This is a genomic window from Ruoffia tabacinasalis, from assembly GCF_005864045.1.
Lineage (GTDB): Bacteria > Bacillota > Bacilli > Lactobacillales > Aerococcaceae > Ruoffia > Ruoffia tabacinasalis.
Window position 1 is genome coordinate 1 of the sequence record NZ_VBSP01000052.1, and the last position, 15,079, is coordinate 15,079.

Sequence of the window (15,079 nt, forward strand, 5' to 3'; positions counted from 1 at the left end):
GTTGACCCCATTTCTACTCAAAAGTTGAGTAGAAATGGGGTCATTTAATTATTACTGGTAAACTATTCCGCAGACATTGGTAAATCTTCCCGCAAAGAGTGGTAAAAAGAACCGCACTACTGGTAAAAAACGTCCGCAATACTCATAATAAAATTAAAGTATTGAAACGAACAGCCTACGGCTATCGAAATTACAGTCATTTTAGAGACCGTATTTTACTTATGACGCGATTATATGTCCCTCAGACAAATAAAAAAGATCAAGCAACAACCTATGCTGCTTGATCTTGATTAAAATGAGTCATCAACCCTATTTGACAAAGAGCCTTTAATTTTATAAAATTAAAAACACTCTCATCATTAGAATCCAATCTAATAATGAGAGTGCCTTCTATAACTCTTTTAGCATAATATAATCCACTTGCGCATCGTCTCCCATAATGAAAGTATGCTCACCAACTCGTTGGAAGCCCATCTTCTTATAGAAAGCTAAGGCATTATAATTATGCTCCCAGACCCCTAACCAAATACCAGTTCGGTTAAGTTCTTTTGCACGCAAGTAAGCAAACTCTAATAAAAGCTTTCCATATCCTTTACGCTTATGCTGTGGTAGTACATAAATTCGTTCCACTTCTAATGCTAGCGGATTATCTTTCTCTGATTGCGCATCATCAATATTCAGCTTTAAGTAGCCAACGACCAAGTCTGAATCCTTCAGAAAATAAAAATCTGTACCAACCTGGTTGATTTCAGACGTAAGTTGCTTAGTATTGTATGCTCGGTCTAAATATTCTTTTAAATCCTCTTCAGTATTTTGATCTTTGAATGTATCAACAAACGTTTCAATACTAATATCGCGTAATTGTTCAACATCACTTGGTTTGCATTTAACTAGTTCTGCCATCTTTATCACCTCGTTACATAATACTCACTCATTAATTATAACAAAAAATCCTCCATCCTTAACATATTTCCTAAGAATGAAGGTTGTTATACTATACTTATTCCGCCAACTGTTCGGTTGGCTTCTTCACAAGGAAAATTATTACTCTGTCTCTACAAATTCAATTGTCAGCGCAAATACATCCTTTACGCCTTCCACATCGAACTCTGGGTTCTCATAATCAGAATTGATTTCTTCGTAATTTAAAGAGTACATATGATTAGAGTCTGCTAAAATAAGGATTGTTAATGGCTCCCGATTATTAGCTTCTATCTCAATAGTATCTTTCCAATCGCCTGATAAAGATTCTCTGCTATTCTCTCTCTCAATACGATTAGGCAAACTTGAAGAAAGAAATTCATAAGTATTTAATGTGCCATCCTCTGATCGAATACCTATACGAATAAAATCCTCAAGATTTATCGCCACCTGTAAATTACCGCCATCATGTTTTTCATTTATTAATTCCATCGCCTGCCAATTTCCATCATTTTGTAATTTTTCCCATCGTATAATATATGATGAATTTGAGTTTTCATAATCGATTGAATAGAAATTAGTTTGTCTTAAGCGAAGTAAAGAAAATATCTCTTGTTGTTCATCGGTTAACTTAACAAGTTCGCCCAATCCATCAGCTGAAACTTGAATAGAACTAATAGAAATAATCAATAAAAATATAACAAATGATAATAGATATTTATTTTTCATACTTTTTACCCCCTTGTACCTCTAAGCCCTTAATTGTCATTCAACTTATGTAATTATTTTGTAAATATAATGTCCATTGCGGGACATGCTTAATTAGCACACCACATAGAACCTGAGTAATAATGCTGCGTCTAATAATAAGCTATTTAATTGTAATGAGTTTAGATTATTCATGAGTAGGCTCCTTTGCTTTTATTTGAGATTAGTATAAATGATTATAAATTAAAAAACAGCCTTTTTATCTCATTTATTTCTAATTAATTTATTTGAGGCGCACTTCAATATCACGTAAATGTTGATATAACAGCACAAAAAGCCCTGTCTTGATATCAGAGAATATTAAAACACCCTTATCATTAGAATTCATTCTAATAATCAAGGTACCTTCTATAATTCTTTCAGCATAATATAATCCACTTGCGCGTCGTTTCCGATATACACCCCGTTGTAACCAACCCGTTGGTAGCCCATCTTCTCATAGAAAGCCAACGCATTATAATTGTATTCCCACGCCCCTATCCAAATTCCAGTTCAGTTAAGTTCCTTTGCACGAGCGTGAGCGAATTCCAGTAGCTGGTTCCCATAGCCTTTACGCTTATGCTGAGGGAGTACATAAATTCGGTCCAATTACACCTTTAAGTCTTCTTCGGTATTTTGGTCTTTGAATGTATCAATAAACATTTTAATGCTAATAACTTGTAACTGTTCAACATCACTTATCTTGCATTGAATAAGCTCTGTCATCTTTATCGCCTTGGTCTGTTTATTATACTAAAATGATGTATTGAGCTGACTATTCATTACTCAATAATTGTTCTTTCACAAATCTTGCGTATGAAGCGTGCGTTTTAAGTAATTCTGAATGAGTTCCACTTCCAGTTACTTTTTTATTATCAATAAAATAAATATTATCCGCATCCATAATCGTTGAGAGGCGATGCGCAACAACAATCGTCGTTTTTGAACCCATTAATCTTTGTAAACTCTGATTGATTTGATACTCCGCATCCGCATCTAAGTTTGACGTCGCTTCATCTAGCAAGAGGATTGGTGTGTCTCTTAGGACAGCTCGAGCAATATGTATTCTTTGCTTTTGTCCACCTGAAAGTCTTGACCCTGCTTCCCCTACCACCGTTTCTAGCCCATCATGCAGCTTTGCTATCGTTTCTTCTAGATGAGCGAATCGAATTGCGTACTGAATTTGATTTTCACTTGGAGAGTAATCTAAACCAAATACTAAATTTTCTCTTATAGTTCCACTGAGAATTGAAATATCTTGAGATACAATGGAGATGTTGTCGCGCCAATCAGATAGTTTAAAAGAATCAATCTCATTCTCTTTTGAGATAATCTTACCATTTTTAATGGGATAAAATTGCATTAATAGATTTAATATTGTTGACTTCCCTCCACCAGAAGGACCTACAATCGCAGTCTTCTCTCCTTCTTTAAAAGTCATGCTAACACCTTCCAAAATGGGCATTAGGTTTAATTCATCAGAATATATTGATTTCATATTCACAATTAATTCCTCTGAATTCGTGTTTATCTTTGGATAACCAAATGATACATCTATAAAATTAATTTCTCCGTAATTGAATAGTTTGCCTTCATCCAGATTTTCTACCTCAATATCTTGTATTTTCGATAGCTTCTGTATGGCCCCTTCCATCTTCCCTTTTTGGGCAAAAAAACCTGAAAAAGATCCTAAAGGATTAATTAATTGAAATAAATAAATTAAAAATGAAATTAAAGTTCCTACTGATAGAGTTCCCTGGTTAACCCTTAGACCGCCATAACTGAAGATTAAGGCAATTGAACCAAATATAAGAAGTAACCCAATAGGTTGTACAACTGCATATAGTGTAGTGTTTTTTGATGAAATATGCCTTAAGTCTTCAGTATAACCTTGAACTTCCTTGTATGCGAATTCCTCAGCTACACTACTCTTTATTAAAGACATATTTTGTAAATATTCTAAAATCAAGCTACTCAGTCTACTCAAAGAGTTTTGTTGTCGAATTGAGTAACGAGAACTTAATTTCGTTAAAGGAATCAAAGGAATTGCAACGAGTGGTAAAGATATTAGAAGTATGCTAGTTAATTGCCAGTCTAAAAACAGTAAAGCGATGAGTGTACCTACTACCGTCACAATACTTGAGATAAATGTTGGTAATGATTGTGTAATGAATTGTTGAATGTGATTAGTATCATTAATAATTCTATTCGCTAACTCACTAGGACTATTTAAATCAAAAAAAGCCTTTGGGGCGTGAAGTAATCTATTCATAAAACTATTTCGCATGTGCTTAATTTGATAATCTCCATCACGTGCCATCATTGTATGACCCACTGCTACCATAATTGCTTGAAGAATAAATAAAATAATAGTTAAAACAATCGGCGATAGAAAGTTGATTAAGCGAACTTCCTCCACCAATGCACTTACAGATATCGGTATCAACACGCCAACAATACTTGAAAGAAAAATAATTATTAAACTTATAATCAGTATGGGCGTGGCTTTTATAATTCGCTTTTTCATTTAATCTACTCCTTCATTAATTGCTGTAAGATGGGATTGTAATGCTTATATAATTCTTTCTCTTGGGAATTGAGTGAATAATCTGGATTAAATATCAAAAGGGAATGTAATAAATTAATCAAAAAAATTAAGTCTGTGTGTGAAAGAACAAAATAAGCAATGATTAAGGTTTTTAATATATCCTCTAACTCATTTCTAAATAATTGATCAATAATAATTGCTTTTACTACATGATTACATGATTTTAAACAACTTAATTGCTTCAAGGTTAATTCATCAAACCTACTAAGATTATATAAAAAAGAAGAAATGACTTCTCCTCTAAAACCCTCAAGTACTTGTATTGCACTTTTCGGGGATAACATATATTCATTCACTGATAAATATTCTTTAATTCTCTGTTTATTACTTATAATTGTATCTGGAGTCAATTTTAAATTGCCCTTGACATTTCAATAACCTCTTTCAGTAATTTACCTACAAGAGTTGTATGATAAACATAATCAAACTGTTCTTTATGATTGGTAAAGTTTTGCTTACTCATTGTTGTAGGATATATAAATCCGTCTTTTGCTTGATTGTCTTTAATTGTTTGAAATGTCATCTCCATAATTAAGCGATCTACTTTACCAGACAAATTTAAAATATAGACACAAACAGCCACTTCTAAAAGAACATCAATGTCTCCTTTTCTTATTGATATTAATAAACAGTCCGTCAATATTTTTACTAACTCTGAATAATCTTCTTCAAAACAAAAATTTGTACAATTGAAGTAAGTACAGTAAAAAATGGTATGCGTAATTGAATATATATAATTTCTGTTTACTAACAATACTAAAAGATTCTTATCTTTAATCAGTTTATACAGAAAGCTATTAAAACATGATTGTTGCATATTTTCGCTATTATTTTCTTTATTGTACAACGAGTCAATCGCCAATACTTCTGAAATACGATAATTAGGAAAATTATTATAAGTTAAATATTCAATTTTTTCTTCAATAGATTGATTATTCAAATAAAATTCGTACATATATTTCAATGCTTTTGAATAATGTATCTTATCCTTACTATACAATAAAATTTGATAATATTCAGCTTCAGACTTACTATCTTTATTAAAATCTAACATAATTAGTTTATTGACCAATCCATATTTAAGAGGTCTTTTTGAGGTTTTTTTAGTTCAAATTCTAACATATAATCAGTCGTTAGTAATTTTACAGAAGCAAAAACTCCATTTGGCTCAATATCAAATTTTGCACCATTGAATTTGTTTTTTAATTTATTCATATAATTTTTTTCCATTGTTTAATTCTTCTCGTATATATATATTTTACTGTGATTTTTTAACACAGCACTTTAAATTCTATCTAATCTGTGTATGTCGCAGATATTACGTTATCTTGTTTATTATTCTTCTTACACTATAGATTTCACAAAATATGCTTTATACTAATTACTATGATTTTCTATACTAAGAATATATTTTTTTAATTAACTTAATGAATATTTTTGTTGTAAATTAAAGTACAAATAACCTATATTTAATTAGACACTAATTAAGTTAGATACATTTAATATCAAGTCATTTTTTCATTTAAGATAGAATTACCTTTTTCATACTTTTTGGAAACGTATTTTCAGAGTCAATATCAATAATTTCTATAATATCAGAAATTATAATCTGTCTATCATTAGAGTTATAACTTAAATTGCATGCAACAAAAATCAGAATCACTAAAAAAAATCGATTAAGATATCTTATTATTATTCACCTCCATCAAGTAACAAGTTGGAAAGCATTCACTTTCTATATTAATATTATCTCTCAAAAATGATTATAAGCAAGCCTCGTTAACTATATTAAACTGTCATTAGTGCACATCACATTATTCTAATCATAATCTTCAAAAAAATTAGACTTTCCTTGTTAAATATATTAAACTATGCATTAATAACTTAAAGGAGGCTATCTATGGATTCAATTGGCCACAGACTTAAAGTAATTAGGCTAAGTAAAAAAATGACACAGCAAGATCTGGTAACCGAAAATATTACTAAAGGATTCATTTCCTTAGTTGAGAATGGAAAGTCTAACTTATCAGTGGACAAATTTAGAGAAATATCTTATCAATTAAATCTTTCCTCTAAAGAAATAGGTTATTTAATCATTAACAATCAAATGCTAGATCAAAAACAATTACTTTCAAAACTATCTACGGCAATACTACATGATGATCTTTATTTACTTAACTTACTTTATAAACAAGAGACGGACTATTTTAGCAAATCAGGTAATATCAGACACAAGCACAACATTGATTTCATTATATTACACATCTATAAAATAAAAAAAATTCAAAACACTGAACCTTTAGACAGAATTTTGAATTATCTGGATAGTGTTGAGGAATGGATGACTTATGAACTAAACCTAATAATTAATTTATTACCCTTTCTTACAGAACAAGTTTATCCTCATTGGTTAACCAAAGTCGAGCATCACATTAGTAATAATATGGAAAGTAATAAACTACGACAGACTTTTTCTAAGATTTACATGAATCAAATATGGATGATATTACGCGAAGGTCAGTCTGATAATTTACCTACTGTAAAAATTTATATTCACGAAACTGAGAAATTAATACAAGATACACAACTATACTACGATAAGAATAAATTATCTTTTTTGAAAGGTCTTTACACAATTTCTCAAGGTCAATATCAATCTGGCCTTAGAGTATCTGAAAAAGCAATCGAATTAATGTATCATTTTAATGACGAGCACACAGCAAGAGCTCATTCTAAATCTCTGGATGAATTTGTTAATATCATCAAAGAAAAACATCACATTAATACTTTCGATTTAATGTGACGCAAACTAATAGTCTTAATCATACAAAAATACACTTAAGTTTGAATAGTTCAAATTTAAGTGTATTCTTATATTTATTCCGCCAACTGCTTAACTACTTTTTTCAACAAATTTATCCATCGTTCAGGCACTACAGACTTATCAAGCAACACTGCATATTATGTTCTATCATTATTGTAGAAAGATTAAATATCCGAATTAATTATTTTTATCTGTCTCTTTATCTTCAGTTAGTTTATACATCACATCAAACTCATCAACAACTTCTGAAAAATCTTCGCTAAACTCTAAAGAATTAATTCTCTGATCTCCTACTCTTAATGTCCAACTGCCATTATTCTCTGAATACCGATAAGTTGGATTCGTAATGATGAAAACATGTAAAGCGTATTCTTCATATTTTTCATTTGACTCCTCGTCCACATATTCAATAGTAGGTCTGTCCTCAGATGTATCATTATTTTTAGTCGGATCTGATAACTTAGTTAGTTGATTATTATTAGTTAAATAAGCTCCAAGATCATCTGTAACCAACTTTCGATTTGTTGTTTCAGTTGTATATGAGTCTAGGTCATTTAATAACAATACAACTTCTTCTTCTGAAAATATATACCCTTTAATCGCAGAATCCTCATCGGTCATATATATGCCATCAATATCAAACTCTTCATCACTATTTGCGAATACAATATTTTGTTCTAAATTACCAAATGTAAATAGAACACAAATTGCTATAATAAATCGTATACTTTTTTTCATTTTTATTATCCTTTCGATTCTTATTAATAAGTTAACCTTTAATAACTAAATGACATTATGAAATAGTGTACTACTACACAAAACAATGAAATTGTTCATTTTTTACCTTTATATACGAAGAATCAAAATCTATAATCTCAGTCATATAAATAGGCATGAATTTTGTATAGTTAATGGAAGCGGTTAATTTATAATTTTATTATATAATAAAATCAACTATAAACAACCCTAGTTAATTATTTTAAACTTTAAATAAGGTGATTTTTGAGAATTTATTTCGATTCTATTAGGTGATATAAAATTCCTCCCGAAAAGTCGTTGACATTTTCAATGTATCTACTTTTGAGGAAGTATATCAATATGCATAAACTAGGCTTTATTAGGCTACACAACTACAATTTCAAAAAAATCATCATTAAATTCACATCTAACAACAAGAAAATATTATTCTCGATACCAGCTTTGGAATCATTACAACTTAACTGTTTCCAATTTAATTGCTATGATAACCGTTTCGGTCGTTGACTGCGTTTAATTTTTCAAAAAGCTATTTCACTTTCTATAAAACAATCGAGTTGATGTATTATTTTATGATGCACTTACACATCCCTGATACAAATTTTAAATATCCTATAATCACTTGTTAAACTATATTTATAAAAACTAAAAACCCCTCATCTCTAGACATAAATTCTAAAGCGAGGGGTATTGATATTTTTTTGATTTTATTACTCAGCTAATTCTTCAGCCGGTTTCTTTACTAACACACTTAATAAGATAGCTCCGACAATCCCACCAGCAAGCCAAGCCACGAGATACATCCATGGATTCGTTACACCACCGGCAAGAACCGCAAAGATTCCGCCGTGAGGAACATAACTCACACTACCAAATAACATACTTAATGCTCCAGCAACCCCACTACCTACTGCTAATGAAGGAATCACTCGAAGTGGATTCGATGCTGCGAATGGAATAGCTCCTTCAGTAATGAAAGCCGCTCCCATCACATAGTTCACTAAAGCACTGTTATGTTGTTCTGGCGCCCAAAGATTTTTATTAAATGTTGCTGAAATAGCAATCGCTAACGGGGGAACCATCCCACCGATCATAACGGCTGCCATCACATCTGAACCTGCACCATTTGATGCTGTAACCAAAGCTGTACCAGTAACATAAGCAGCTTTATTAAGCGGCCCACCCATATCAATTGACATCATAGCCGCAGCAACAAAACCTAGAACTACAGATAATTCAGAAGGAATACTTGTTAATAAGTCTTGTAAACCTAACATGACTGCTCCCATGGGTGCATTCACGATAAAAAACATGATGAGACCCATGGCTAGAACACCTAGCACAGGATATAAGAAGATTGGCTTCATACCTTCCAGTGATTTTGGTAACCAACTTAAGCCTTTACGTAAGCACCAAACAATTCCACCCGCTAAGAAACCAGCGACTAAAGCACCTAAGAATCCTGATGCAACTGCATCTTCAAAGATTCCACCGGCATTAAAGGCTGTTAGAATACTTGGGTTAGCAAAAACCCCACCCATGAAACCAATCACTAAACCAGGTCGATCAGCAATAGATTGCCCAACATAACCTGCTAGTACTGGTAACATCATAGCGAAAGATAAATCTCCGAAAGTTTTTAAAGTATGAGCAATCGCATTATAACTTGCATCATCTGGATTCGCTGAGTTGATTCCCCAGAAGAATGATAAAGCGGCTAAAATCCCACCTGCGACGACGAACGGTAACATATGAGATACACCGTTCATTAAGTGTTTATAGAACTGACGTCCTAAAGATTCATTCTCCTCAGAATCGTCGGCTGACTGATCATATTGACTCGCGTGATAAATACGCGCATCAGCATTTGCGGCACGCTTCACTAATTCATCGGCTTTATTAATTCCGTCGGCTACTTTTGTTATAATAACTGGTTTACCATTAAAGCGCGCCATATCTACTTGCTTGTCAGCTGCTACAATAATCGCTGTTGCGCGTTCAATATCCGCTTTCGTTAATTTATTACCAACACCTGTTTGCCCATTTGTCTCAACTTTAATCGCATAACCGGCTTTATCCGCTGCTTGATTCAGTTTCTCTTCCGCCATATAAGTATGCGCAATCCCTGTTGGACATGCCGTTACAGCTAATAAGTATACATCATCCGCGTCTTGTGCTTGAGTATCTACTGCAGCAACTGTTTCTTTTGCTTGGTTTTCTTCTTCTTTTTCTGCTTCATATTCCGCAATGATATTTACAACATCTTCTTGAGTTTGAGCATCAAGTAAAGCTTGTTTTGCTTCTGGATTCATTAAGATACTTGATAATTTTGCTAAAGCTTGTAGATGTTCTCCGCCACCTTCAGGTGCAGCAATCATAAAGATTAATTTTGCTGGTTGACCATCGAATGACTCCCATTCAATTCCTTCTTGTGAGCGAGCAAAAACAATCGCTGCTTCTTTAATTGAAGCATCTTGAGCATGTGGAATCGCAATTTCGTCTCCTACACCTGTTGTAGATTGGGCTTCACGCGCTTCTAGTTTCTCAACATAACTGCCAACATCACTCACGCCACCTGCTTTGGCGAATTGTTCTGCCAAATGACGTAAAGTACTTGCTTTATCTGTTGTTGATAAAGTTAAATCCATCGCATCTTTTACAAATAATTGTGCTAGTTTCATTTTATCCACCTATCCTTTTTATTTCTATTTCTTTGATTAATTGATCTATCAATTCTTTTGTAGCGATTCCAACTGAAAATGCCGTCGCACTTCCTGATGCCGCTCCTTGTTTTAAACTGTCCTCGTACTGACCACTTTCAATATATTTTGCTATAAAGCCTGCGACCATTGAATCTCCGGCGCCTACGGAATTGATGACTTCGCCTTTAGGCACTGAAGATTGATGCACTTCTCCCGTCTCTGTGAGTAACACTGCGCCGTCGCCACCTAATGACACGATAACATTACGCGCGCCTTTTTCTTGGAGCATTTTACCGTAATGAATCACTTCTTCAATTGAATCTACCTTGACATTGAAGATTTCACTGAGCTCTTGCGCATTCGGTTTGATTAAAAATGGCTTATGTACTAAACAAGCGGTTAAAAGATCTTTATTCGAATCCAATACAAAATCAACCTGTTTACTTGCGCATAACTCAGCCACTTTAACGTAATGGTCGCTATTCATACCTGGCGCAGCATTACCGGCTAGTAAAACCGTATCTCCTTTGACTAATACTTCATTGAAATAATTAAATAACTTCTGAATATCCTGCTCTTGAATAACAGGTCCATTAGCATTAATTTCAGTTTCTTGATCTGCTTTTATTTTGACATTAATGCGCGTAATTGCATCAATGTTAACAAATTCAGGTTGCACACCTTCTTCTTTTAATGATTTTTGAATAAAATCGCCTGAGAAGCCTCCTAAAAAGCCTGTCGCAATATTGTGATGTCCTAGTCGCTTTAAGAGAACGGACATGTTAATCCCCTTACCTCCAGCCACATATTCATCTCGCTTCACGCGATTCAATTCACCTAGGTGAATCACATCTGTATTCATAACTAAATCCACTGCGGGATTAAATGTAATTGTATATAGCATTCCTTAAACTTCCTTCACTTTTGTATATTTTTCGTATTTTAATCTCACGGGTTCTGGCAATGTATTTGTAATAATCGATGCATCTTCCAGTTCAACTATTCGACAAAATGATACTTTATCAAACTTACTACTATCAGAAAGTACATAAACTTGATTCGCTTGATGAATAGCTGTCTGCTTAACACTCGCCTCCTCACGATCAGGCGTTGTAAAACCGTACTGAATATCAATTCCGTTTGTACCCATAAAAGCTTTCGAGAATTGATACTGTTTCAATTGATTTTTCGCGTCAGTTCCAATCATTGCGCGTGTTTTAGGCTTGATAAACCCACCAACTAAAATCGTCTGTATATCCATGTCTGTTAAAATATTCGCAATTTCTAGACCATTCGTCACAACTGTAATATTTTCCGCTTTGATAAAAGGCAACATTGAAAGTGTCGATGTTCCAGCGTCTATATATATAAAATCATTCATTTCTATTAACGTCGCTGCGTACTTTCCTATATGTTCCTTTTCAGTCATAAATTGCTGTGACTTTTCTTTTACACTTGGCTCCGTATCTACTGAGAAAATGCGTTTAGCGCCCCCATGAACTCTCACTAACTCGCCTAACTCTTCTAACTGAGATAGATCTCGTCTCGCTGTGGATTCAGAAGCCTCCGTTGCTTCAACGATTTCTTGTAGCTTCACAATTGAATTATCCGCAAGTAACTTGCGAATCGCTTGATATCTCTCCTCTGTAAGCATTTTCATCACTTCCTTACTAATAAGATACACCAAAATCAATCATAAATCAATCATTTTATTTCAAATAACGTTACATTCATTCAAATTCAATCATAAATACGGAGGTGATATGTGGATTCACCAGCTCAAGGGCACGAGCTAGCGAAGTTCGACTGGATTCACCAGCTCAAGGGCACGAGCTAGCGAAGTTCGACTGGATTCGCCAGCTCAAGGGCGCGAGCTAGTGATTCCACACAATCCCAACTTATTTTTAAAAAAATAATGGCCAACCTAATTCGGTTAGCCATTTATATACATTTTAATTTAAATAATCCAATGCTACTTTTACAAATGCCGCTGTCGCCATATAGAATAGTGATTCGTCCACATCAAACTTCGCGTGGTGGTGTCCGTGGAACTTGCCTTCAATATTAGATGGATTTGATAAGAAGAGGAAAGTCCCGGGTGCTTCATATAGATAGTACGCGTAGTCTTCACCGCCCATTAATGGCTCTTCAACTTCAACTAACTGATCTGGGAAAATTTCTTCCAGCGAGTTCACAACTTCAGTTGTTACTTGCGAATCATTAGTTACAGGTGGATATTTAAAGTCGTAGGTCACTACACATTCTACATCCAGAGCTGCACCAATTCCGTGCGCAATTTGTTCAATCTTCTTATGAATAAACTCTCGTGTTTCATCATTTAATATTTCAGTATTTTTTATCAATTCACCTTTGGACATAACTGGTGCCAAAATATCACAATATTCAGCGATTGTCTCTTGTGACTCTTGACTATAAAAATTTTCAAAGACATGGGGTGACATGACATATAATTCTTTTAACATTTTAAAACTCTTTAATCCTTTGAATGATTCGCATAAAATGTTCGACTAAAACAGCTGAGACTAGCGTACCAATACCCACACCCATAATACGACCTAAATGGGCCAGGATAATATAACCGCGATTGTCACAAAACTCAAATCTAAAGGCACCTTTATCTTACTGAACAACTCCGGGTTACAGCGTAGAGCAATCGCCTTTACAATTCCTTCCCCTGGATTGTTCACAAAATCTGCTTTCAATTGTATCATAATAATTAAAACGATGGTAAAACAACCTATAACAACCGCAATAAGTTGCCAAAGAAAGTGTTTCAACTCAAAATTTTGAATCTTCGGTCTCCAAAAATCTACTGAAACTCTTAATACAAACAACACATTTATTTGAAAATATTGCAACAAAGGAAAGCTCTTTCCAAGTGTAACCCCTTCCATTTCATTATAATAATAAAGATACATCTCACTAATTGAAAGATGTATCTTCATGGCTTACATATTTGTTCTAAGTATATTTAACGCTTTATTAAATTCAGCGATTGTTTCTGTTTCGTCTTCCTTTTCACGCATCTCCTCTAAGAACAATATTAATTCTTGATTCGGTGACTCTTCAGTTATCTTAGCAATTGCCCACGCAGCCGTCCCACGAATCATTGGACGAGGATCTGTTTCAATGACTTGCAGTAACTTAGGAATGGCAGACTTTTCACGGTAATTCGCTAAAGCGATAATCGCATTTCTCTGAAGTGGTTTCTTACCACGCCAAGATCCGGCCATTTTGCCAAAGCTCTCTTTAAATTCACGGTTTGATATATCCAATAAAGGTTCAAGTACTGGATTTGTTAGTTCTGGGTCAGGTTCCATTTCTTCATGATGGGGCGTATTTATTCCGCGATTATAAGGACAAACAACTTGGCAAATATCACATCCATAAATCACACGACCCATCTTCTTCCGGAATTCATCTGGCATATATCCTTTAGTCTGTGTCTGATATGAGAGACAGACTTGGGCATTAATACGACCGTCCCCAAGTAAAGCACCTGTAGGACATGCATCAATACACTTCATGCAATCGCCACAACCAAAAGGTACTTCTTCATCCGCTTCAAAATCAATATTCGTAATGATTTCACCTAAGTACACAAATGAACCGAACTCTTCAGTAATCAACAAGCCATTGCGCCCTATAAAGCCAAGCCCTGCCCGCTGAGCAACCGCAACGTCAACAAGTTCTCCAGTATCCACCATCGGTTTAAAATCAACTGAACCAATATTCTCCTCATCTGCAGCTTCTTTAATGTAGGCAATGAGATTATTCATTCGGTCATTGAGAATATGATGGTAATCCGTTCCCCACGACGCACGCGCAAACTCACCTCTAGGTTTACCTTTCTCTGACCGTGGCTTCTTCATGCGAGAGGGATATGCTAAAGCAATCGCAATAATTGACTTTGGTTGTTCAAAAATCTTCTCAGGATAAATTCTTTCTTCAATGTTCTTATGTTCAAAGCCGGAATTATGTCCTGCAGCTCTTTGCTGCTTCAAGCGATCTTCTAAAGTATAAAATGGCTCCGCATGTGTAAAACCAATTTTATCAATCCCGAGTTCTTCAGCTTTTAACTTAATCTTTTCCTTTAGTTGTTGGTTCAAATCAGTCACCTCCACAAATCGACTCCTAATGTTAATCATATTATATCATCTGACCAATATATTAGAAGGAAAATATCTAAACAAAAAAAGAACAGAACCCTCGGGCTCTGCTCTCAATTAAACAATGCATGGCAACGACCTACTCTCACAGGACCAAAGGTCCAACTACCATCGGCGCTAAGAAGCTTAACTGCTGTGTTCGGCATGGGAACAGGTGTGTCCTTCTTGCTACCATCACCACACATTGTCTGTATATAAGTAATCTCTTAGATCACTCAAAACTGAATATCAACATTATGTTTTCTTACCTGCTAAACCTGAATTGGTTCGTGGTTAAGTCCTCGACCGATTAGTACTCGTCCGCTCCGTACATTACTGCACTTCCACTTCG

Annotated in this window: 15 protein-coding genes, 1 rRNA gene and 1 pseudogene; 2 read left to right on the forward strand and 15 right to left on the reverse strand. The window is 34.2% G+C overall.

Annotated elements, in window-relative coordinates:
- Nucleotides 1-143: 143 nt before the first annotated feature.
- Nucleotides 144-284 (forward strand): annotated as a pseudogene (locus FEZ33_RS10490) (transposase); the annotation flags it as partial.
- A gap of 106 nt (nucleotides 285-390) precedes the next feature.
- On the opposite strand, the gene FEZ33_RS10495 reads toward FEZ33_RS10490, so the two are convergent.
- The 7 genes from FEZ33_RS10495 to FEZ33_RS12500 all read right to left on the reverse strand — a co-directional run bounded on the left by FEZ33_RS10495 (nucleotide 391) and on the right by FEZ33_RS12500 (nucleotide 5,506).
- Nucleotides 391-903 (reverse strand): GNAT family N-acetyltransferase, encoded by a 513-nt coding sequence (locus FEZ33_RS10495; RefSeq protein WP_138405339.1) that lies wholly within the window; start codon nucleotides 901-903, stop codon nucleotides 391-393.
- Nucleotides 904-1,044: 141 nt separating this feature from the next.
- A complete protein-coding gene (locus FEZ33_RS10500; protein WP_138405340.1) occupies nucleotides 1,045-1,650 on the reverse strand; it encodes a hypothetical protein in 606 nt (201 codons plus the stop codon).
- A gap of 531 nt (nucleotides 1,651-2,181) precedes the next feature.
- Nucleotides 2,182-2,277: a GNAT family N-acetyltransferase gene (locus FEZ33_RS13015; RefSeq protein ID WP_138405341.1), complete on the reverse strand. Its 96-nt coding sequence runs from the start codon at nucleotides 2,275-2,277 to the stop codon at nucleotides 2,182-2,184.
- 166 nt (nucleotides 2,278-2,443) lie between these two features.
- Nucleotides 2,444-4,195 (reverse strand): ABC transporter ATP-binding protein, encoded by a 1,752-nt coding sequence (locus FEZ33_RS10510; protein ID WP_138405342.1) that lies wholly within the window; start codon nucleotides 4,193-4,195, stop codon nucleotides 2,444-2,446.
- Nucleotides 4,196-4,200: 5 nt separating this feature from the next.
- A complete protein-coding gene (locus FEZ33_RS10515) occupies nucleotides 4,201-4,626 on the reverse strand; it encodes a hypothetical protein (protein WP_138405343.1) in 426 nt (141 codons plus the stop codon).
- 2 nt (nucleotides 4,627-4,628) lie between these two features.
- The gene (locus tag FEZ33_RS10520) at nucleotides 4,629-5,330 is read right to left on the reverse strand and encodes a DUF6895 family protein (RefSeq protein WP_138405344.1); all 702 of its coding nucleotides are present in this window, start codon (nucleotides 5,328-5,330) and stop codon (nucleotides 4,629-4,631) included.
- A gap of 2 nt (nucleotides 5,331-5,332) precedes the next feature.
- Nucleotides 5,333-5,506: a hypothetical protein gene (locus FEZ33_RS12500; RefSeq protein WP_171031374.1), complete on the reverse strand. Its 174-nt coding sequence runs from the start codon at nucleotides 5,504-5,506 to the stop codon at nucleotides 5,333-5,335.
- A 670-nt stretch (nucleotides 5,507-6,176) separates the two neighbouring features.
- Between FEZ33_RS12500 and FEZ33_RS10525 the strand changes: the two genes are divergently transcribed.
- On the forward strand, nucleotides 6,177-7,079 hold the full coding sequence (locus FEZ33_RS10525; RefSeq protein ID WP_138405345.1) for a helix-turn-helix domain-containing protein: 903 nt from the start codon (nucleotides 6,177-6,179) through the stop codon (nucleotides 7,077-7,079).
- A gap of 198 nt (nucleotides 7,080-7,277) precedes the next feature.
- Here FEZ33_RS10525 and FEZ33_RS10530 read toward each other — a convergent pair whose 3' ends face one another.
- From FEZ33_RS10530 to rrf, 8 genes are all read right to left on the reverse strand, one after another.
- A complete protein-coding gene (locus tag FEZ33_RS10530) occupies nucleotides 7,278-7,838 on the reverse strand; it encodes a hypothetical protein (protein WP_138405346.1) in 561 nt (186 codons plus the stop codon).
- A gap of 728 nt (nucleotides 7,839-8,566) precedes the next feature.
- Nucleotides 8,567-10,537 carry a PTS fructose transporter subunit IIABC gene (locus FEZ33_RS10535; protein WP_138405347.1) on the reverse strand — a complete coding sequence of 657 codons (1,971 nt, stop codon included), beginning with the start codon at nucleotides 10,535-10,537 and terminating at the stop codon, nucleotides 8,567-8,569.
- A gap of 1 nt (nucleotide 10,538) precedes the next feature.
- Complete coding sequence (gene pfkB, locus FEZ33_RS10540; RefSeq protein WP_138405348.1) at nucleotides 10,539-11,462, reverse strand: 1-phosphofructokinase; 924 nt, start codon at nucleotides 11,460-11,462, stop codon at nucleotides 10,539-10,541.
- A 3-nt stretch (nucleotides 11,463-11,465) separates the two neighbouring features.
- Nucleotides 11,466-12,212, reverse strand: coding sequence for a DeoR/GlpR family DNA-binding transcription regulator (locus FEZ33_RS10545; RefSeq protein ID WP_212746698.1), 747 nt, complete (start codon nucleotides 12,210-12,212; stop codon nucleotides 11,466-11,468).
- Between the two features lie 298 nt (nucleotides 12,213-12,510).
- Nucleotides 12,511-13,041, reverse strand: coding sequence for a M20/M25/M40 family metallo-hydrolase (locus tag FEZ33_RS10550; protein WP_138405350.1), 531 nt, complete (start codon nucleotides 13,039-13,041; stop codon nucleotides 12,511-12,513).
- 93 nt (nucleotides 13,042-13,134) lie between these two features.
- Nucleotides 13,135-13,473: a DUF6198 family protein gene (locus FEZ33_RS12505; protein ID WP_171031375.1), complete on the reverse strand. Its 339-nt coding sequence runs from the start codon at nucleotides 13,471-13,473 to the stop codon at nucleotides 13,135-13,137.
- A gap of 54 nt (nucleotides 13,474-13,527) precedes the next feature.
- Nucleotides 13,528-14,727, reverse strand: coding sequence for a tRNA epoxyqueuosine(34) reductase QueG (gene queG, locus FEZ33_RS10555; protein ID WP_138405351.1), 1,200 nt, complete (start codon nucleotides 14,725-14,727; stop codon nucleotides 13,528-13,530).
- Between the two features lie 87 nt (nucleotides 14,728-14,814).
- Nucleotides 14,815-14,930: ribosomal RNA gene (rrf, locus tag FEZ33_RS10560) — 5S ribosomal RNA — on the reverse strand.
- Nucleotides 14,931-15,079 lie beyond the last annotated feature (149 nt).

Bases quoted from the DNA above. Each gene is read 5' to 3' on its own strand.
- FEZ33_RS10495 (WP_138405339.1), bottom strand. From the start codon at position 903: ATGGCAGAACTAGTTAAATGCAAACCAAGTGATGTTGAACAATTACGC.
- FEZ33_RS10520 (WP_138405344.1), bottom strand. From the start codon at position 5,330: ATGTTAGATTTTAATAAAGATAGTAAGTCTGAAGCTGAATATTATCAA.
- FEZ33_RS10510 (WP_138405342.1), bottom strand. From the start codon at position 4,195: ATGAAAAAGCGAATTATAAAAGCCACGCCCATACTGATTATAAGTTTA.
- FEZ33_RS10500 (WP_138405340.1), bottom strand. From the start codon at position 1,650: ATGAAAAATAAATATCTATTATCATTTGTTATATTTTTATTGATTATT.
- FEZ33_RS10535 (WP_138405347.1), bottom strand. From the start codon at position 10,537: ATGAAACTAGCACAATTATTTGTAAAAGATGCGATGGATTTAACTTTA.
- FEZ33_RS10550 (WP_138405350.1), bottom strand. From the start codon at position 13,041: ATGTTAAAAGAATTATATGTCATGTCACCCCATGTCTTTGAAAATTTT.
- FEZ33_RS10545 (WP_212746698.1), bottom strand. From the start codon at position 12,212: ATGCTTACAGAGGAGAGATATCAAGCGATTCGCAAGTTACTTGCGGAT.
- FEZ33_RS10530 (WP_138405346.1), bottom strand. From the start codon at position 7,838: ATGAAAAAAAGTATACGATTTATTATAGCAATTTGTGTTCTATTTACA.
- queG (WP_138405351.1), bottom strand. From the start codon at position 14,727: ATGATTAACATTAGGAGTCGATTTGTGGAGGTGACTGATTTGAACCAA.
- FEZ33_RS12500 (WP_171031374.1), bottom strand. From the start codon at position 5,506: ATGGAAAAAAATTATATGAATAAATTAAAAAACAAATTCAATGGTGCA.
- FEZ33_RS10525 (WP_138405345.1), top strand. From the start codon at position 6,177: ATGGATTCAATTGGCCACAGACTTAAAGTAATTAGGCTAAGTAAAAAA.
- pfkB (WP_138405348.1), bottom strand. From the start codon at position 11,462: ATGCTATATACAATTACATTTAATCCCGCAGTGGATTTAGTTATGAAT.
- FEZ33_RS12505 (WP_171031375.1), bottom strand. From the start codon at position 13,473: ATGGAAGGGGTTACACTTGGAAAGAGCTTTCCTTTGTTGCAATATTTT.